The sequence below is a fragment of the Cupriavidus sp. genome (genome assembly GCF_057315035.1).
Genome location: NZ_DBHKYV010000004.1, coordinates 115,182 through 134,305, shown reverse-complemented (window position 1 = coordinate 134,305; position 19,124 = coordinate 115,182). Strand labels below are relative to the sequence as shown.

The window sequence follows — 19,124 nt, the reverse complement described above, 5'->3', positions numbered from 1 at the left end:
GTGACTTACTGCGGCAGTACTTCCACGGTCACCGCATACGTGGCACGGCGCGACTTGGCTTCCTTGAGCGAGGTCTTCTCGTCCTTCAACTCGGCTTCCATCCAGTACATGCCCGGGGTCGGCCACTTGACGCTGAACTTGCCGTCGGCGTCGGTGGTCGAGGACATCTCGTTCAGACGATCGCGATAGCGGATGCCACCCGGCACCACCGCCACCTTCTGGTTCGCGACCGGCTTGCCGTCGAGCAGCAGGCGGAAGCTGGCCGTATCACCGGCAATCAGGTCGTTCGGGTGCGTGATCGGTGCCAGTTCCAGACCCTTGCCCGTGGTGCCCAGCACCTGCTTGGTAGGACGACCATTGGTCACGTACGCTTCCACGCGACCGGCGATCTCGGTGACCTGCAGGTCCTGCGCGTTGGCCGGCACGTTCTGCGCGAACGCATCGGCGGCACCACGCCAGCGCTTGGTCTGTCCGTTGTCCTTCCAGCTCGCGAACACGCCCTGGTTCACCACGGCCACGCGATACGTGCCGGGCTGCGTCAGATGCAGGTCGAACGTGCTGCGATATTTGCCGGTCGATGCGTTTTCAGGTTGCACGGCAGTCTTGCCGTCGGGCGCGGTCACGAGCAGGTTGTCGAGACGCATCGGCACGTGTTCGAAGTAGAACAGGTCGTTGGAGACGGCCGCATCGACCGTCACCCAGGCGTCCTTCTCGGACAGTACCGTGGCCGATGGCAACAGCCATTGGCGATGCGCGTGCGCGGCCAGCGGCGCCAGCGCGGCCAGGGCCAGGATGGCAAGACGGGTAGAGAAACGGGCAGGCTTGTTCATCGTCGGACTCCAGTCAGCAAGTTGGTTCGTATGGCTCAAGGCTTCAGGTTGACGGTCACGCCGCCGAGTTCATGCTCGCCCGCGGCTCGCGCGGTTTGCGCAGCCTTCGGCGGCCACGCGAACGGTACGCGCACCAGCTCGCGGCCACCCACTTCACGCGCGGCTTCCACCACCAGCTGGTAGTCACCGGCGGGCAGCTTGCCCAGCGGCACCTTGCCATCGGAGAACGTCAGCGCATGTTCGCCCGGTGCACGCGTGGCACCCGAAACGCCATCGGACGGCATCTGCATGTCGCGGCCAGCCTTGCGCCACCACTGGCGCATGTCCTTGAGCCACTTGGTGCCCTCGCCTTCCTTGTTCTTCGCGTCGTACCAGACCGCCAGCGTCGAAACCGGGGTCTGGTCGGCACGCTCGACCCACATCGCCACATACGGACGGTGGTATTCGGCTACGTTCAGGCGGGGGATCTCCACCTTGACACTCAGGTCGGCGGCCACGGCGGGAGCCAGCGGCGCAGCGGCGAGGCCGGTCAGGGTGACGGTCAGGAGTCGGCGCATGTCGAAACTACCTTTCTCGATGGATGTAGAAACAAACTCAGTGAATGAACAGGATCGCCAGCAGCAACGGGATTACCAATCCCGCGCCCACCAGCGGCCATGTGGCCACGCGGCCCGTGGCGTGCAGCTTGAGCAGGAACAGGCCCGTGACGCTGAAGATCAGGCAAGCAATGGCAAAGGCGTCGATGAACAGGCTCCACGCGCGGCCGGTATTGCGGCCCTTGTGCAAGTCGTTCAGATAGGAAACCACGCCGCGCGAGGTGGATTCGTACTGGACCTCGCCGGTATCGAATGCCACGCTGACCCAGGCATCGCCGCCTGGCCGCGGCAACCCCACGTAGATCTCATCGGCAGACCATTCGGCTTCACGTCCGGCGGCATCGACGTCGAGCGCCTGCGCGAGCCATGCCGACAATGCCGGCGGCACCGGGCCCTTCTGGTTCTTCGTGGCGGCGTCGGCCGGCGCGGCATGCTTCAGCGCATTGATGACCTCGCGCGGCGCGGTGTCACTGCGCGTGACAACCGTCGGCCTGGCTTCGATCTGGCCGGCGTGGTTCAGCGTGAATCCGGTGATGGCGAACATCAGCATCCCGATCAGGCAGATCGCGGAACTGATCCAGTGCCACTGGTGAAGATGCTTGAGCCAGAAGGCGCGGCGCTGCTGGCCGGAAACTGGCGCGGAGTCGGTCATTCGGGTTGCTGAGAAGATATGCGGGGTGTGCCGGGCGGCACCACATCCGCCAATGCAACTGGCGATGACATCACAATCTCGCCAGAAACCGAACGATGATAATGGTTCTCATTTGTGGCGGCAATAAAACCTGCGCATTGAAACCGAAGGATTTGATTACTGTTCGTTACGCCAGCCAAGATGCGCCTTTAAAGCCAAGCGGCGTCCTCTCCACTATTACCCTATTGGTATTAATCCTCGATCAAGTTTTTCGATGACACCGCCGTTATGGCGCCCATAGAGGACGACTGAAGAAGCGTCCCGGTGATCAACGAAGCGAAACGGAGGAAGTGGATGTTGCAGAACCTTAGCCTGAGAAAGAAGCTCATGCTGCCGCTGGTGCTGAGCTGGGCCTGCCTGCTGGCCATCACGTTGTGGAACGCGTGGCAGATGCGCGAGCTGCGTTTGCAGGATCGCAAGGTCACACTGGAACAGGTGACCGACACGGCCAACTCGGTCGTGGCCGAGTACGAGGCCATGGCACGCGCTGGCAAGCTCAGCACCGAGGAAGCCCAGAAGCAGGCGCTCGACCGCGTGCGCGCGATGCGCTTTGGTGCCGATGGCTACTTCACCGTGATGCGTTCGGACACGGTCGTGCTGATGCACGCCATCAAGTCCGAGCTCAATGGCAAGAACATGGCGGACATGAAGGACCCGAACGGCGTCTACCTGTTCCGCGACATTGCCCAGATCGGCAAGACCGCCGGCAAGGGTTTCATCGAATACCTGTGGCCCAAGCCGGGCGCCGATGCACCGCAACCAAAGCTCAGCTATGTACTGAACTTCAGGCCATGGGACTGGAATTTCATCGCTGGCCTGTACATGGACGACATCCAGGCCGAGTTCCGCGCCGGACTGTGGAAGGCGCTGGGCTGGTTGCTTGGCGTGGGCGCGTTGATGAGCCTGGTAATGGTGCGCGTGTCGATCAGCCTGCAAAAGCAACTTGGTGGTGAACCGGCCCTGACTTCAGAGATCGCGGCTCGCATCGCCGAAGGTGACCTGGCCACGCACGTGCAAACCGCGCCGAATGATCGGGAAAGCGTGCTCTACAACATGCACCAGATGCAGACGCGCCTGACCGGCGCGATTGGCCAGATTCGCGGCTCGGCCGACTCGATCGCCGGAGCGGCACGCCAGATTGCCGCCGGCAATGTCGACCTGTCGCGGCGTAGCGAGGAACAGGCTGCCTCGCTGGAGCAAACCGCGGCCAGCATGGAGGAACTGACCAGCACGGTACGCCAAAGCGCCGACAATGCGCGGCAGGCATCGCGGCTGGCCGAGGGCGCATCGGAAATTGCGGTGCGCGGCGGAGAGATCGTGCACAAGGTGGTGGGCACGATGGGCGAGATCAAGACCGCCTCGGGCAAGGTGGTCGACATCATCGGCGTTATCGAAGGCATCGCATTCCAGACCAATATCCTGGCACTGAATGCCGCGGTGGAAGCCGCGCGAGCCGGTGAACAGGGCCGTGGCTTCGCGGTGGTGGCGGGTGAAGTCCGCAGCCTGGCGCAACGTTCCGCCACGGCTGCCAAGGAAATCAAGTCACTGATCGACAACTCCGCGCAACGCGTGGAAGACGGCTCCGTGCTGGTGGAAGGCGCCGGCAAGGCAATGGAAGAGATTGTCGAAGCCGTGAAACGCGTAACGGACCTGATGGGCGAGATGCGCGCGGCAACCGAAGAACAGACCGGCGGCATCGAACAGGTCAACCAGGCAGTGTCGCAGATGGACCAGATGGCGCAGCAGAACGCGGCACTCGTGGAAGAAGCGACGGCAGCCGCCGCATCGCTGGAAGACCAGGCCGACGCACTACACCGTGCGGTGGGTCAGTTCAGGCTGGCGGGAGCGCTGTAGTTTCCCGGCGATTTCGCTCCCCTACCCCGCGCGGGGTAGGGGAGCGAAAAACTGAGTCGACTTAGAACTCCACCATGGCGAAGTCTTCCTTGCCGACATCGCACTCCGGGCAACGCCAGTCGTCGGGAATGTCTTCCCAACGCGTGCCAGGCGCAATGCCATCTTCGGGAAGTCCGGCCGCTTCGTCGTAGACCCAGCCGCAGATGATGCAGACCCACTGCTTGAACTCGCTTTCCATAGCAGGAGCCTGACGAGGTACCGGCGCAGCTTCCGGGACAACCGGCCCTTCGAGACTGAACACCAACGGTGCCGCCGTGCCTTGCGTGGCCTGCGCCAGATGATTCTGCAAGCGCTCCATCAGCGCCTGTGCTTCGTCCAGTGACAGATCCACCCAATACGGATCGCCAGCGCCATCGTTCAGGCGTTGCGGGGAAAACTGGATTTCTACGGAAGTGCCTTTCTTGTACATTAGGGGGCGGAAGTCATCACAAACAGGCACGCATATGGCGCCTGTCCGCGAAATTTCAAGACTTGCCGCCGGCCCAGGTCGAGCCGCCGCCGCCCGCCACCGAATAAAGCGCGCCAGGTGCATTGCGCGTCTTCTGGAACGCTTCGAGCGACTCCCCGCGCATGGCCGCGTAGATGTGCAGGTTCGACACCCCGCTGACCGCGCCAAGTTTTTCCAGCAGGAAGAAAATCACGCCGTAGTGAATCATGCCGCGCCAGTCGCGCCGCGTGATCAGGTCGCGTTCGGTCTCGGTCAAGCCGGCTTCGTCATAGGTCGCCAGCGGATCGGCACGGAAACGCTCGCGGAATGCCGGATCGATCAGCTGATGCAAGTAGCTGTTGATGCGGTACGCGCGCACGCTGGTCTCCAACGTAAATGGATAGGTCCCTTCCAGCGTCTCGATGCCACGCAACTGATGCCCGATAAGCTCGCGCTGCTGTGCCACACGCGCGGCGAGCGCGTCTTCATCCACGTGCGCAACGTCTTCATACACGGCCACCGCAATGCCGGTCATCGACGGCAGGTAGTAGTCGCGATGCAGGCAGCGCACACGGTCCGCCATGGCGCCGCGCATCACCATCCACATCACCACCTCGGCACTTTCAAAGCCGCCACGCCTGGCGAACTCCGCATGCGTGATATCTAGCAAAGCCTCTGGGTTGCGTTCGAACAGGTCCAGGAATTCGTGATCCCACGCAGTATTGTTGAAACCCGCGCGCTCGCCGTGCACCTGGTGCGAAAGCCCGCCCGTGGCGACAATCGCAACCTTGAGATCTTCCGGGTAACTTTCCACCGCACGCCGGATGGCCTGGCCGAGCTTGAAGCAGCGCCGCGCCGACGGTGCGGGAAACTGCAGCACGCCAACCTGCAACGGCAGGATCTTCACGGGCCATTCGCCTTCATGCGGCAACATCACCGACATTGGCGAGAAGCACCCGTGGTCGAGCGCCTTGTCCTGGAAGAACGACATGTCGAACTCATCGGCCACCAGCGACGCACCCACGTGCCGGGCCAGCGCCACATCGCCGCGCGCTGGCGGCAGGTGGCGTGGGCCGCCACCTTCATCGGCGGCGTGGTAGGTATCGCCAATCCCGAGCGCGAATGCCGAGTAGTGGTCGAAGAAGAACGACGTCACGTGATCGTTGTAGATCACCAGCAACACGTCCGGTTTCTTTTCTTGCAGCCACGCGCTCACCGGCGCATACGCCGCGAAGATGGGTGCCCATGCCGGGTCCTGCTGCTTGCCCGCATCCAGCGCGAAGCCGATGGTGGGCGTATGGGATGAGGCGATTGCGCCGATGATGGTGGCCATATGTCAGTACGTCAGGCTGTGACCGCGCGCAGTTGCGCTTTCTTGGTCGAAACAATGGAAATTGCTGCCAGGGTGGCGGGAATGGCCAGGATGGCAATCACCGCGCTGAAGCTCCAGCCCATCGACAGCAGCAACCCACCGGCCATGGAGCCAGTGATGCTGCCGAAGCGGCCGATGCCGAGCATCCAGCTGACACCGGTGGCACGCACCGGGGTGGGGTAGCACTGCGGTGCGAATGCGTTCAGGCCAGTCTGCGCACCGCTCATGCAGAAGCCGGCCAACAGCACGTAGGCGGCGAACATCGACGACATCACGCTGCCCGAAGCCAGCATCAGGATGAACACCGCGCCAAGCACATACGACACCCCAATCACGCGATGTGGCGCAAAGCGGTCCATGCAGTATCCCACCACGAGCGCACCCACGGTACCGCCCAACTGGAACAGCGCGGTCAGGTTGGCCGCACGCTCGATCGGCAGGCCGGCATCCTTGATCAGCGTCGGCAGCCAGCCGCTCAGCAGATAGATCACCAGCAGGCCCATGAAATACGTGATCCACAACGCCAGCGTCATGCCACGATAGCCCGACGACAGGAGCGTACGCACCGGCTGCTTGCCCGACACCGGCGGCTCGCTGATGGTGAACGTGGTGCCCTCGGCAATCTCGCTGCCCACGACGCGGCGCAGCGTACGGGCAATCCGATCGGGCGCCACATTGCGAACCACCATGAAGCGTGCCGATTCCGGAACCAGCAGCATGTAGAACGGCAGGCAGATCAGCGGAATGGCTCCGCCAACGATCAGCACGGCACGCCAGCCATGCTCGGGCAGGATGGCCGCCGCACCGAACCCTACCAGTGCGGAACCGAGGTTGAAGCCGGTGAACATCGTGGCCAGCAGCATGCTGCGCGAGCGCTCGGGCACATATTCGGACAGCAGCGTGGTGGTGCTCGGCATTGCGGCGCCGAGGCCCAGGCCGGTCAGGAAGCGCAGCAGCGACAGCGTGGCCGTGTTGTCGGCAAACGCGCAGAGCAGGTTGAAGACCCCGAACAGGCCAACCGAGCCGATCAACAGCTTCTTGCGGCCAAAGCGGTCCGACAGCGGGCCCACCAGCAGCGCGCCGACTGCCAGGCCCAGCGGGGCCGCACTCATCACAATGCCGAAGGCCGCTTTCGAGATACCCCATTCGCGGGTAATGCCCGGGGCCAGGAAGCCCATGATGGCAACGTCCATGCCATCGGTAGCCACAATCAGGAAACACAGTACCAGCAGCAGCCACTGGTAGCCGGACATCTTCCGTTCGTTGATATGAGCCCGGATATCGAGCCGTTGGGTGGTCATGGTGCCGTCTCCTGGCGGTTTCCGCTGGGCAGGCCACAGCGGATTCTAGTTATCACTAAGCTAATCGCCGCGAACAGCGGCTGGCCATGCACCCCCGGTACACGGCAACGGCAGTCTACGTTTTGGTAGCGTTCGCAGTATTGCTTTGTGGCGTGGCTCGCGTTGCCTTTTACTTATCGGATGGAGATTCCATGGCTTGGCTGGCGTGCCGCAGCGCGGCGATCAGCGCATCCGCGCCGGGCGACAGCCGTGCGCCGGCACGAATGGTGATGCCAATGCTGCGCGAGGTGTCGGGCAGCGGCAGGTCCAGTTCCTGCAACCATCCGGCATCGATTTCGTGCCGTAGTTGGTGGGCCGACAACGCGGTAACCATGTCGCCCTGCAGCAGCAGGCCACGCACGAGTGCCAGGTCGCCCGTTTCCACCAGTGGTTGCGGCAGCGGCAGGCCACGCGACGCAAACACGCCGTCCAGCGCTTGCCGCGACGGCGACGCCGCGCGCGACAGCACCCAGGGATACGGTTCGAGTTCCGGCAGCTTGATGCGCTTCTTGCTGGCCAGCGGATGCGATGCGCGTGCAATCAGCGCAATGCGGTCTTCGAACAGCACTTCGGTGGCCAGGCCCTGCGAGGGATGCGGGCGTAACGCCCCCAGGATGAAGTCGATGCGCCCGCTCAACAAACCCGCGGTCAGTTCCTCATAGGGACTTTCCAGCGTTGCGAAACGCAGCCGTGGATGACGGTGGTGGACGTCGGCAATTGCCGTCGGCAACAGTAACGTGCGGCCCAGCGGCAGTGCGCCGACCGTGACGGCCCCTTCCAGCACGCCTTGCAGCGCAGCAATATCGGCGCGAATGTGGCGCAGGTCCGCCAGCGCGCGTTCGAAGCGTACCACCCAGCGGCTACCCGCATCGGTGGGTACCATGCCGCGTGCGGTGCGCGTAAAGATCGGCTGTCCCAAGGCATCCTCGAGCCGTGCAATGGCCTGGCTCACGGCCGATTGCGAGACGCCGATCGACGCCGCAACGCTGGGCATGTGGTGTACTTCGGCCAGCATTACGGCAACTTCGAGCCGTCGCTCGTTGTGCAGTGCTTCCAGGCTGGCAACGGCCACGCCGGGCCGCGTGCGTAACCGTACGGCCTCCTCGCGGACTTCGCGCAAGGCAGCCTCGATATGGCGCGCGCGCTCCAGCACGATTTCGCCCGCGCGAGTCAGCAACATGCCGCGGCCCTTGCGCTCGAACAACGCGACCCCCAGCGTCTGTTCCAGCGCCGCCACCGATCGCGCGATGGCCGACGATGCGCGGTGCAGCGATTCCGACGACCGACGCACCCCGCCGGCGGCGGCTACCCCGGCGAATACGTGAAGGTGATGCAGGCTGACTGTCTCCATCTCGCTATCTTCTTCTTTTCCAGACGCCCGTGCCAGACGGCAATAAGCAAATTAGAACAATTGTCCTGCGACATCGCAACCAAGGACCTGTACCGGACACGGATACTTCGGGCACCTGCCATACCGGATCCGCTCCGTTAGCTGCCTGCCATGACGCCTTGCCTTGCTTCCGATCTGCGCGCCATTCCCTGCACCCTGATGCGGGGCGGCACATCGCGTGGACCGTTCTTCCTGGCAAGTGACCTGCCGACGGAAACCGGCGAGCGTGATCGTGTTCTGCTGGCCGCGATGGGTAGCCCCGATCCGCGTCAGATCGACGGACTTGGCGGCGCCCATCCACTGACCAGCAAGGCGGGCATCGTGGCGCGCGGCATGCCGGGCCAGGCCGACCTGGATTTCACGTTTGCGCAGTTGCAGCCGAACAGCGATACCGTCGACACCACGCCGAACTGCGGCAACATGCTGGCCGCAGTTCTGCCATTCGCGATCGAGCGCGGCCTGATAGCACCACAAGCCGGTGTCACGCGTGCGCGTGTGCTGACACGCAACACCGGCATGCTCTGCGATATCACGATGCAGACACCGCAGCAGGTTCCGCAATTTTCAGGAGCGGCACGCATCGATGGCGTACCTGGCACGGCGGCGCCAATCGTGATCGATTTCCTCGATACCGCGGGCTCGGTATGCCATGCAATGCTGCCCACCGGCAATGCCGTGGACACCCTGACCATCATCGATCCGCTCGACGGCAAACCTTTATCCATCGACGCAACGTTGATCGACAACGGCATGCCAATGGTGTTGATGCGCGCCAGAGATCTCGGACGCACGGCCCAGGAACGCGTTGCCGATCTCAATGCCGACACCACGCTCAAGCAGCGCATCGAAGCCTTGCGGCTGGTGGCTGGCGAACTGATGGGCCTCGGTGACGTCAGCGACAAGAGCTATCCAAAGATGTGCCTGATCGCGGCACCGCACAACGGCGGCAGTCTTGCCACCCGCTGCTTTATTCCGCGTGTATGCCATGACGCGATTGGCGTGCTGGCGGCAATCACGGTCGGCACCGCTTGTGTATTGCCGGGCAGCATTGCCTCAGGTATCGCGGCGGTCGCGGCGGGGCCGCTGCATGCAATCAGCGTTGAACATCCCAGCGGCGAATTCACCGTCGAACTCGAGACCGACCCCGCGGCACCAGGGTCAATCCTTCGTAGCGCGCTGATTCGTACGGCGCGTCCCATCATGCGTGGCGAGGTGCTGGTGCCGGCCAGCGCCTGGCCTTATTGAGCACAGTTCATGATCATCGATTGCCACGGGCATTTCACCACCGCGCCCAAATCCCTGGAAAACTGGCGGCAACGCCAGATCGCCAGCCTTTCCGCACCCGAGCTCGCGCCATCCGCAAGTGAATTGCGTATCGGCGACGACGAGCTGCGTGAGGCCATCGTCAGCAACCAGTTGCGCCTGATGCGCGAGCGTGGCGCGGACCTGACGATCTTCTCGCCGCGCGCGTCGTTCATGGCGCACCACATTGGCAACTTCGAGACCAGTGCCACGTGGGCCGCCATCTGCAACGAACTCTGCCATCGCGTCAGCGAGCTGTTTCCCGAGCATTTCGTCGGTGCGGCCATGCTGCCGCAATCGCCCGGGGTCGATACGAAAACCTGCGTCGCGGAACTTGAACGCTGCGTGCGCGAGTACGGCTTTGTCGGGGTGAACCTGAATCCCGACCCATCGGGCGGACACTGGACGTCGCCACCGCTCTCCGACCCGTACTGGTTCCCGATCTACGAGAAGATGGTCGAGCTGGACGTGCCGGCGATGATTCACGTCAGCACCAGTTGCAACGCCTGCTTCCACACCACGGGGGCCCACTACCTGAATGCCGATACCACGGCCTTCATGCAGGTGCTGACCAGCGACCTGTTCCAACGCTTCCCGACGCTGAAGTTCGTGATCCCACACGGCGGCGGCGCGGTGCCTTACCACTGGGGGCGCTTCCGCGGCCTGGCGCAGGAACTGAAGCTGCCACCGCTGCAGGAGCATCTGCTCAACAACGTGTTCTTCGATACCTGTGTCTATCACCAGCCCGGCATCGACCTGCTGACGCGCGTGATCCCGGTCCGCAACGTGCTGTTCGCGTCCGAGATGATCGGTGCGGTGCGGGGCATCGATCCAGAGACCGGTCACTACTACGACGACACACGTCGCTACATCGACCAGGCCGCGCTGTCCGATCAGGAGCGTCACCAGATCTTTGAAGGCAACGCACGGCGCGTATATCCGCGGCTCGATGCACGACTGAAAGCGCGCGGCCTGTAGTGCGCGAAAAGTAGTTCGCGACCAACAGTGCGCGCTCTCTAAGAAAAATATCAACGGAGGAGAAAACGATGAAACTACGCCACCTGGCGTTTTCGATCGCGCTTGGCTTGCCAGCCATCGCACAGGCCCAGTCCGTGACGCTGTACGGCGTTGTCGATACCGGCATCGAGTACCTGAATCACGTTGGCGCGGCCAGCAATTCGGTGGTCAAGATGGCCAACCTGAGCGGCACGGTACCGTCGCGCTGGGGCCTGCGCGGCACCGAAGACCTGGGCAGCGGCCTCAAGGCGAATTTCGTGCTCGAGTCTGGCTTCGCGCCCGATAGCGGTGTTACCAACCAGGGCGGCCGGCTGTTCGGCAGACAGGCATGGGTTGGCCTGAGCGGCAACTGGGGCCAGGTCAGCCTGGGCCGCCAGTACACCATGATGTTCTGGGCCATGCTCGATACAGACATCCTCGGGCCCAATGCCTATGGATCAAGCTCGCTCGACAACTACCTGCCCAATGCGCGGGCCGACAACGCCATTGCCTACAAGGGCAAGTTCGGTGGCTTCACGGTCGGCGCGACCTACAGTTTCGGGCGCGATACGGTCAACGCAGGCCCCAGCCCGTCCGGCACGAACTGCGCCGGTGAAAACGCCGCGGACAAGTCCGCCTGCCGCGAGTGGTCGGCCATGCTTGGCTATGAAACCAGCTGGTGGGGCATTCTGGGCGCGTATGACTCCCTGCGCGGTGGTCCCGGTGCATTTGGTGGCCTGACATCGAGCCAGCTCAAGGATGACCGCGCCACGCTGGGCGGCTACATGCTGGTGGGCCACGCCAAGGTCGGCGCCGGCTGGCTGGCCCGTCGCAATGGCGCGCTGGCCACGCCGCGCAGCAATATGTACTACGCCGGCGTCGCCTACGACATCACACCCCAGGTAACGCTGTCGGGTGAGGCGTTCTACCTCGACTATCGCCACAGCTCGGATCGCGCATGGCTCGGCGCCGTACGTGCAAGCTATGCATTCTCGAAGCGCACCTCGGTATATTCGACGCTGGGTTATATCAACAACAATGGCAACCTGGCCCTGTCGGTAGACAGCGCATCCACGGGTGCATCGCCTGTGGCAGGTGCCTCGCAACTCGGTGCCATGGTCGGCATCAAGCACGTCTTCTGACCCTGCCACGACACGCAGGGTGCTCCCGCTGCCCACGCCCCGTTAGTGCTGACGGAGCGTGGGTTTTTTTCATCGGCCTTAGACAATGTCCTCCAGCCTGTCGTGCTGCGTGCGGATGTCCTCCGGGCTGAGGACAATATAGCCAAGCGACTTAAGCAGTCGCACCGCCTCCAGTTCAGCGTCCAGGTACACCGGCTGTTTCCGGCGCAGCAGCACCGGCGCAGGGGGCTGCAACCTTGGCTCGCTGACACGCCGGCCAGCTGAATCCGGCTGCTGACGTGCCCTCAGGATGCGGCAATGCTCGTGATTCGGCTTCCAGAACACGTCGACGGCGCAGTTAAACCGCGCCACGCACAGTCTCAACCGCTTCAGCGCCTGGAGCCAATTGACAAACGTGTGGCGATCCGACGGCTGATAGCCCATGAGCAGGGTATTGAGTTGCTCCTCGGCCGAAAAGCCGCGAGTTGAGGCAGATGGCACCTCTTCAAGCAAGGCAATCTCCATCGCTATCTGTTCGCAACCTTCCTGGTCATAGATCTGGCAATCGCAATCCAGTACGCCCTGCTGCAACAGCTCGCACAATAGCGTCCATACTCTTGGATTCTTGTCGAGGCGGCCGTCCAGCGTCGGATCAATCTGAGCAATGATCTTCTCGATCGGCGAATCCGGATCCAGCTCCACCGCTTTTGCAAACGCTATCGCGTTCTCCGAAGGATTCTCGCCCCGCGCCAAACGCTGCACCGCGACTTCCTCCAACTCCCGGATCTCGGCAACCGTTTCGATGGCGTGCTTCCATGCATACGTCTTCAGGCTATCCAATAGCTTTCTCGCCGGCCTCTGAAGTTGACCCGCCAAGGTCTGGACAAAGCCGGTGCAGACGGCGCACTGGCACTCCAGACGGCCAGCATGCAGGAAACCTGCGTAAAGCCGCTCCCGATGGCCGCAATGGCCACACTCGAGAGAGAATCCGCCCTGGCGTGATGGCCGCTGGGACGCGACCAGCCCGTCGACTTGATAATGAGCCTGGCCGTCGCAGCATGGGCAAAACCACTGCAGCTTATGGGCGCCGTCGCGTGGTGCGACCGCGCGATCAAACTGCCGTTCGATCGCGCTGCGCGGAATACCCTGGGACCGCCCCAACACGTCGGCCGAATAACGCCAGTAACAATATGTATGGGCGGCGGCAGCCACTTCCGCTCCCAGATTCTGCAATGCAGGCACCAATTCCGTGCTGCGCCGGATCTCGTCGGCCAGAGCGTCGATAAATGCCACACCATCAGGCATCAAGGCTTCGAGCGATGCGCGGCTCTGTGCGAGAAAATCCTGTACGTGAAACTGGCGTATGAAATCCTCGTTCTCGAGCCAGAACATATGGCCGGGAAGGGATTCGAGAGCGTCAATACCCACCCGTATCTCGGACATGCCGGCACAGGCGAGGAACGTGAAGGGCTTGCTAAACAGGTAGGCATCTGGCATGTGCTGTCAGTGGGATCTCGTCCCACGTTTCAGTAATTACCCCGCGCACAACAGTCTGACCCGAAACTTGTGTGATGCCGTAGAAACGAAACGCATGGATAACGTCAGCCGCTTTCGGGGACTCTGCCTCGGTCCCTCCGTTTGTAAAGTCCGGCGGCGTTTTTTTTATTTCGTATTACCAGCATAGGCGACGATTACGAACCTTGGCAACGGGTGTGGCCAACACTTTCACCATGAGAAATGCAGATGCCCACGGTTAACCCATGCAGGGAAGATTCCGTGGGCACCATCTCAAGAAGCACGGTATCGGCGTGCGTCGTCTTGCGTGTCAATGCGCCGGTCTACAGCATCTGAATCGTATCCTTCATGCTTCCGCCTGGGCCGTATGGCTGGAGTGCTCGCGTGGGAACATGGGTCCGCGCCCCGACTTCCGGAAATTCCACAATGACGGCGGTGGGACTTGCGATGCGGGTAATGGTCACGCGTGCGCCCCGAAATGACCAGATCGTTTCGATCTGATAGGGGCTTTTCCGATAGGCTTTGCGACGTTGCTTGCTATTCATATTACTTTCGTCGGCCACACCCGAGGGGCGTCAGGTTGGGGGCGGTCATGGTCGATCCTGATCATAAGCGGTGATTGTTGCACCAATCCACAAATGGCAATGCCGCCGGTGCAGCCAGGGAAACTGGCGAGGCCGCACGAGGTGCCGTTGCCTAAGAGTCGATCGGACTCGGAATGTTCCTGCCTCACCCAACTTTAGGCCTTACAAACAGTACCGCCCCCAACCAAAGGACCGAACGATGACGAAATTCCTTATCTCCTTTCCTGCAAAGGCAATGAAAGTCCCCGCCGAGGACCTTGCCGCCGTGGGCGAAGCTGCGCGCGAGGTCATACGCGAGGCGAAGGCTGCGGGCGTATACGTGTTCGGCGGCGGTATCAACGAGGATGTCGCACCACTCATGGTCGCCTCGGACGGCACGGTCGCAAACGAAACCTATCCCCAGACGAAGGAGTTCGACGGCGGCTTCTGTGTCCTGCAGCTCCCGTCGCGCGACGCGGCCATCCTGTGGGCTGCAAAGCTCGCCAAGGCTTGCCGCTGCTCGCAGGAACTCCGCGAGTTTGGGTATGACCCAGAGAGCTGACCGGCAGGCCCCGTACCCACTGGGGCGCGGCTGAGCTGCTCGTTGCCCGGCAGTTGTGCATACTCGCGTCACTGCCCTGATCTGTCCTCTCCCGGATGTACATGCCGGTGATCGACTCCAGGTCGACTGGCCCGCCTTGTGCGGGCCAACTTGTTTGCACCGCCATGCCGCACGATGCGCCATCACGGCGCAGCCTCTTGCCCTTGGGCGTGATCGGCGCTACCGTGTGGCGCCATGACTGCCTCAGTTCCCTCTCCCAGTAGCTCAGGTCCGCGCATTGCGGTGATTGGTGCCGGCATTGTCGGCTGCTGCATTGCGCTGGCGCTACGCAAGCGTGGTTCGGATGTGATGCTGATCGACCGTGGCGGGCCAGCCAGCGGCTGTAGCTATGGCAATTCAGGAGCCATCAGCGTCAGCTCGGTTGCGCCGCTGGCCATGCCCGGTGTCTTGGCGTCGGTGCCAAAGATGCTGGTCGATCCCGCCAGCCCCTTGCATCTGCGGCTCGCCTACCTGCCCGCGGCAGCATCATGGCTCACCCGCTTTGTGTTGTCAGCCACACCCGAGGGTGTGGAGCATGCCGCCGCCGCATTGGCGGCCTTGCATGCAGGAGCCATTGACAAGCATCAAGCGTTGGCGCGCGAGGTGGGCGCGCCGGAGCTGTTCATGCGGCGCGGGCATCTGCATCTGTATCCCGATGCCAGTGCCTTGCAGGCTGACGGCGCTGCGTGGCGCCTGCGCGAACGCTACGGCTTCGACTTCGAGCAACTCGATCGGACTGGCATCGAGGCGCTGGAACCCGGCATCGGCGCGCGTTACCAGGCGGCTGTCTTTCTGGCGGACCATGGCACGATCCTGAATCCGGCCCGCTATACGCAGGCGATTGCCGATGCCTTCGTGGCGCGCGACGGACAGCTTGTGCGCGACGATATCCAGCGGCTTACGCGCACTGGCGACGGCTGGACGCTGCATGGCACCGACCACAGCCATACCGCCGATCATGTGGTGGTGGCCGCCGGCGCATGGGCTCGCAGCCTGCTCGATCCGCTTGGCATCCGCCTGGCGCTGGAAAGCCAGCGCGGCTATCACGTGCAGTTCACGGGCGTACGTGACGTGGTTTCACGCACCGTGGTGCTGACCGATCGCAAGATCTTTGTCACGCCGATGGAAGATGGCCTGCGTGTCGGCGGTACGGTCGAGATTGCCGGCCTCAAGCGGCCGCCCGATCCGCGGCGCGCCGCGATCCTCGAACGCATCGCCCGCGAAACGTTCCATGGCCTCGACGGAAAATCCACAACCAGCTGGATGGGCCATCGCCCCTGCATGCCTGATTCGGTGCCCGTGGTGGGCGCCGCGGAAGGCCATCGCAGGCTATGGCTCGCAGTAGGCCACGGCCACCTGGGCCTGACCGACTCCATCAATACCGCTGAACGCATTGCCTTCGGCTTGTTCGGTTCCTGATTCGGTTCCTGATTCGGTTCCTGATGATCCTCAGGGAAACCGCTAGATTCCTGCGCCGCGAATTAGTTATACAGTAGAACAATTCGGCAGCGGTGCTGCGGAGGAGACCTGATGAAGATCGCCATCGCCGGCGGCGGAATCGGCGGGCTGACGCTCGCCTTGCTCTGTCATCAGAACGGGCTCGACATTGAGGTATGGGAAGCCAGTGAAGAACTACGCCCGCTAGGGGTCGGCATCAACCTGTTGCCGCATGCCGTGCGCGAACTGGCTGCACTGGGCCTCGAAGACGCACTGGCGCGCATCGCCATCGAGACTTCATCGCTGTCCTACTACAACAAGTTTGGCCAGCAGATCTGGCACGAGCCGCGTGGCCGTGCAGCCGGCTATGACTGGCCCCAGTTCTCGGTGCATCGTGGCGAATTCCAGATGTTGTTGTACCAGACCGCTGTGGCGCGGCTTGGCGCGGACCGTATCCACACCGGCCATGCGCTGGAATCGATCGTCAGCATCGGCGGAACGTCGGGGGAGCCGGCGCGCTTCACACTGCGCCGGCGCAGTGACAACGCCATCGTCGAAGCGCAAGCCGATGTGCTGGTGGGCGCGGATGGCATCCATTCCGCAGTGCGCCGGCATTTCTATCCGCACGGCGATGCGCCGCAATTCTCACGGCGACTGCTGTGGCGCGCCACCAGCGATGCCGCACCGTATCTCGATGGCCGCTCGATGTTCATGGCCGGCTACCAGGACCAGAAGTTTGTCGCCTATCCAATCTCCGAGCCGCTGCGTGCCCAGGGCCGTTCGCGCATCAACTGGATTGCCGAATTGCGCGTGCCGGACGATTACCCCGATACCCCGCCGCGCAGCGACTGGAACCGTCAGGTCGACAAGTCGGTGTTCCGCGCCGCCTTCGAGAACTGGCGCTGGAACTGGATCGATATTCCCGCACTGATCGACGGCGCCGAAGCCATCTACGAGTTCCCGATGGTGGACAAGGACCCGTTGCCGCGCTGGACCTTTGGCCGCGTTACGCTGCTCGGCGACGCCGCCCATCCGATGTACCCGATCGGTTCCAACGGCAGCGCGCAGGCCATTGTCGATGCGCGCTACCTGACCGACTGCCTGCTGAACGAACCCGATCTCGGCTATGCATTACGCGAGTACGAGGCGGAGCGCTTGCCGCGCACCGCTGGCATTGTGCTGCGCAATCGCATGAACGGCCCCGAACAGGTCATGCAACTGGCCGAGACCCGCGCTCCGCAGGGCTTTGCCAATATCGACGATGTGATCGCGCGCAGTGAACTCGACGCCATTGCCCAACGCTACAAGACCCTGGCCGGATTTGGCCAGCAACAACTGCAGGCCATCAAACCCTGAGCCATACGAATCATACGAACCATAAAAATAGAGGAGAGAACCATGCCCCGACTCCGTAGCTACCAAGCGTACCTGGCCTTTGCGGCGCTGTGCCTGGTCCACGGCATTGCCCAGGCCGACGTCACCGTTGGCGTCAGCATCGCTTCGACGGGTCCGTCCGCGTCGCTCGGCATTCCGCAGAAGAACACCATGCCGTTCCTGCCCGAGACCATTGCCGGAGAGAAGGTCCATTACATCGTCATGGATGACGGCTCAGACCCGACGCAGGGCACCAAGATTGCGCGGCGCTTTGTCACCGAAGACAAGGTCGACATCATTCTTGGATCGTCGGCGGTGGCGCCATCTATCGCGATCTCCGAGGTGGCCGATGAAAGCCAGACCGTGCAGCTCGCGTTCTCGCCGATCGAACTCAAGCCCGGTCGTGGCGCATGGACCTACCGGCTGGCGCAGCCTGTCAGGCTGATGGCCGATGCAGTTGCCAGCGCGGCCCACGCCAATGGCGTGAAGACCATGTCGTTTATTGGCTTTGCCGACGCCTATGGCGAAACGTGGCTCAAGGAGTTCACCACGGCAGCACAGGCCAACGGCATTCGCGTGGTCGCCGCCGAACGCTATGCGCGTTCCGATACCAGCGTCACGGCCCAGGTTCTCAAACTGATCAGTGCGCGCGCCGACGCCGTGCTGATCGCCGGAGCCGGCACTGGTGCCGCGTTGCCGCATACCACGCTGCGCGAACGCGGCTATGCCGGACCAATCTATCAGACCCACGGCGCAGCCACGCGCGACCTGATCCGCATTGGCGGCAAGGCAGTCAATGGTGCGATCCTGCCAGCGGGCCCCGTGATCGTCGCCGAGCAGTTGCCGGCCGGCAGCGCTGTCAAGAAGCCCGGGTTGGACTACGTGACACGCTACGAAAAGCAGTACGGCCCCGACAGCCGCACGCAGTTTGGCGCGCATCCGTATGATGCCGGGCTGGTACTGCAACGCATCGTCCCGGTGGCATTGAAAAAGGCCAAGCCAGGCACGCCGGAGTTTCGCAAGGCGCTCAAGGATGCGCTGGAGAGCGAACGCGATATCGTGGTCTCGCATGGCGTACTCAACTACACGGCACAGGATCACTTCGGCTTCGACCAGCGCGGCCGTGTGCTGCTGACGATCGACAACGGCAACTGGAAGCTGCTGAAATGAACGGCGCGATTGCCTTGCCCACGCTGGAGCATATTGCCGACTTCAGCCTGCAGGTTGCGGCACCGACCGAAGTTGGCGTGACGCCATTGGGTCAGCGCCGCGTGATCCCGATTCTCTCGGGCGTGGTGCGCGGGCCGCGTCTGAACGGGCATATCGTGCCCGGCGGCGCAGACTTCCAGCTGATCCGGCATGACAGCGGCGACGACGTCACGACGGCTGATATCGAGGCCCGCTATGTGCTGGAGACCGATGATGGCGCACGCATCTACATCGTCAACGCGGGAGTGCGTAGTGGCAGCGCATCGGTGATCGCGCGCCTCAATCGTGGCGAGCGGGTAGACCCGTCCGAAATCTACTTCCGTACCGCGCCCCGCTTCGAAACCAGTTCGCCGAAGTATGCGTGGCTGATGCACCATCTGTTTGTCGCCTCGGGCGCGCGCTATCCGGATCGCGTCGAGCTACGCTATTTTCTGGTCAGGTAGCGC

General features: G+C 62.9%; 18 protein-coding genes. 9 read left to right on the top strand and 9 right to left on the bottom strand.

Features of this window, described 5'->3' with window-relative positions; translation table 11 throughout:
- Positions 1 to 5 precede the first annotated feature (5 nt).
- The 3 genes from ACO550_RS09145 to ACO550_RS09135 are packed head-to-tail and all read right to left on the bottom strand — an operon-like array spanning position 6 to position 2,078.
- Positions 6 to 830: a DUF4198 domain-containing protein gene (locus ACO550_RS09145; protein ID WP_315597431.1), complete on the bottom strand. Its 825-nt coding sequence runs from the start codon at positions 828 to 830 to the stop codon at positions 6 to 8.
- Between the two features lie 35 nt (positions 831 to 865).
- Positions 866 to 1,387 (bottom strand): DUF2271 domain-containing protein, encoded by a 522-nt coding sequence (locus ACO550_RS09140; RefSeq protein ID WP_315597430.1) that lies wholly within the window; start codon positions 1,385 to 1,387, stop codon positions 866 to 868.
- A 37-nt stretch (positions 1,388 to 1,424) separates the two neighbouring features.
- Positions 1,425 to 2,078: a PepSY-associated TM helix domain-containing protein gene (locus tag ACO550_RS09135; protein ID WP_315597429.1), complete on the bottom strand. Its 654-nt coding sequence runs from the start codon at positions 2,076 to 2,078 to the stop codon at positions 1,425 to 1,427.
- 333 nt (positions 2,079 to 2,411) lie between these two features.
- Between ACO550_RS09135 and ACO550_RS09130 the strand changes: the two genes are divergently transcribed.
- Entirely contained in the window at positions 2,412 to 3,971 is a 1,560-nt protein-coding gene (locus tag ACO550_RS09130) for a methyl-accepting chemotaxis protein (RefSeq protein ID WP_315597428.1), read from the top strand.
- A 61-nt stretch (positions 3,972 to 4,032) separates the two neighbouring features.
- Here the strand turns inward: ACO550_RS09130 and ACO550_RS09125 are convergent, their stop codons facing one another.
- The 4 genes from ACO550_RS09125 to ACO550_RS09110 form a co-directional block, all read right to left on the bottom strand.
- Complete coding sequence (locus tag ACO550_RS09125; protein WP_315597427.1) at positions 4,033 to 4,440, bottom strand: rubredoxin; 408 nt, start codon at positions 4,438 to 4,440, stop codon at positions 4,033 to 4,035.
- Between the two features lie 55 nt (positions 4,441 to 4,495).
- Positions 4,496 to 5,791 (bottom strand): gallate dioxygenase, encoded by a 1,296-nt coding sequence (locus tag ACO550_RS09120; RefSeq protein ID WP_485994649.1) that lies wholly within the window; start codon positions 5,789 to 5,791, stop codon positions 4,496 to 4,498.
- Between the two features lie 11 nt (positions 5,792 to 5,802).
- The gene (locus tag ACO550_RS09115) at positions 5,803 to 7,131 is read right to left on the bottom strand and encodes an MFS transporter (protein WP_315598915.1); all 1,329 of its coding nucleotides are present in this window, start codon (positions 7,129 to 7,131) and stop codon (positions 5,803 to 5,805) included.
- A 169-nt stretch (positions 7,132 to 7,300) separates the two neighbouring features.
- The gene (locus ACO550_RS09110; protein WP_315598914.1) at positions 7,301 to 8,521 is read right to left on the bottom strand and encodes a LysR family transcriptional regulator; all 1,221 of its coding nucleotides are present in this window, start codon (positions 8,519 to 8,521) and stop codon (positions 7,301 to 7,303) included.
- 150 nt (positions 8,522 to 8,671) lie between these two features.
- On the opposite strand from ACO550_RS09110, the gene ACO550_RS09105 reads away from it, so the two are divergent.
- The 3 genes from ACO550_RS09105 to ACO550_RS09095 all read left to right on the top strand — a co-directional run bounded on the left by ACO550_RS09105 (position 8,672) and on the right by ACO550_RS09095 (position 12,000).
- Entirely contained in the window at positions 8,672 to 9,805 is a 1,134-nt protein-coding gene (locus ACO550_RS09105) for a 4-oxalomesaconate tautomerase (protein ID WP_315595977.1), read from the top strand.
- Positions 9,806 to 9,814: 9 nt separating this feature from the next.
- Positions 9,815 to 10,840 (top strand): amidohydrolase family protein, encoded by a 1,026-nt coding sequence (locus ACO550_RS09100; RefSeq protein ID WP_315595976.1) that lies wholly within the window; start codon positions 9,815 to 9,817, stop codon positions 10,838 to 10,840.
- A gap of 68 nt (positions 10,841 to 10,908) precedes the next feature.
- Positions 10,909 to 12,000 carry a porin gene (locus tag ACO550_RS09095; RefSeq protein ID WP_315595975.1) on the top strand — a complete coding sequence of 364 codons (1,092 nt, stop codon included), beginning with the start codon at positions 10,909 to 10,911 and terminating at the stop codon, positions 11,998 to 12,000.
- Positions 12,001 to 12,078: 78 nt separating this feature from the next.
- On the opposite strand, the gene ACO550_RS09090 is transcribed toward ACO550_RS09095, so the two are convergent.
- Together ACO550_RS09090 and ACO550_RS09085 are read right to left on the bottom strand one after the other, a co-directional pair.
- On the bottom strand, positions 12,079 to 13,476 hold the full coding sequence (locus ACO550_RS09090) for a hypothetical protein (protein ID WP_315595974.1): 1,398 nt from the start codon (positions 13,474 to 13,476) through the stop codon (positions 12,079 to 12,081).
- 341 nt (positions 13,477 to 13,817) lie between these two features.
- Positions 13,818 to 14,039: a hypothetical protein gene (locus ACO550_RS09085; protein ID WP_315595973.1), complete on the bottom strand. Its 222-nt coding sequence runs from the start codon at positions 14,037 to 14,039 to the stop codon at positions 13,818 to 13,820.
- Positions 14,040 to 14,277: 238 nt separating this feature from the next.
- Here ACO550_RS09085 and ACO550_RS09080 point away from each other — a divergent pair, with 238 nt between their 5' ends.
- From ACO550_RS09080 to ACO550_RS09060, 5 genes are all read left to right on the top strand, one after another.
- A complete protein-coding gene (locus tag ACO550_RS09080) occupies positions 14,278 to 14,619 on the top strand; it encodes a YciI family protein (RefSeq protein WP_315595972.1) in 342 nt (113 codons plus the stop codon).
- Between the two features lie 234 nt (positions 14,620 to 14,853).
- The gene (locus ACO550_RS09075; RefSeq protein WP_315595971.1) at positions 14,854 to 16,077 is read left to right on the top strand and encodes an NAD(P)/FAD-dependent oxidoreductase; all 1,224 of its coding nucleotides are present in this window, start codon (positions 14,854 to 14,856) and stop codon (positions 16,075 to 16,077) included.
- A 111-nt stretch (positions 16,078 to 16,188) separates the two neighbouring features.
- Entirely contained in the window at positions 16,189 to 17,451 is a 1,263-nt protein-coding gene (locus ACO550_RS09070) for a flavin-dependent oxidoreductase (RefSeq protein ID WP_315595970.1), read from the top strand.
- Between the two features lie 42 nt (positions 17,452 to 17,493).
- Positions 17,494 to 18,639 carry an ABC transporter substrate-binding protein gene (locus tag ACO550_RS09065; protein WP_315595969.1) on the top strand — a complete coding sequence of 382 codons (1,146 nt, stop codon included), beginning with the start codon at positions 17,494 to 17,496 and terminating at the stop codon, positions 18,637 to 18,639.
- The gene (locus ACO550_RS09060; RefSeq protein WP_315595968.1) at positions 18,636 to 19,121 is read left to right on the top strand and encodes a DUF3237 domain-containing protein; all 486 of its coding nucleotides are present in this window, start codon (positions 18,636 to 18,638) and stop codon (positions 19,119 to 19,121) included. Before ACO550_RS09065 ends, ACO550_RS09060 begins: the two co-directional genes overlap by 4 nt.
- The last annotated feature ends 3 nt before the right edge of the window (positions 19,122 to 19,124 follow it).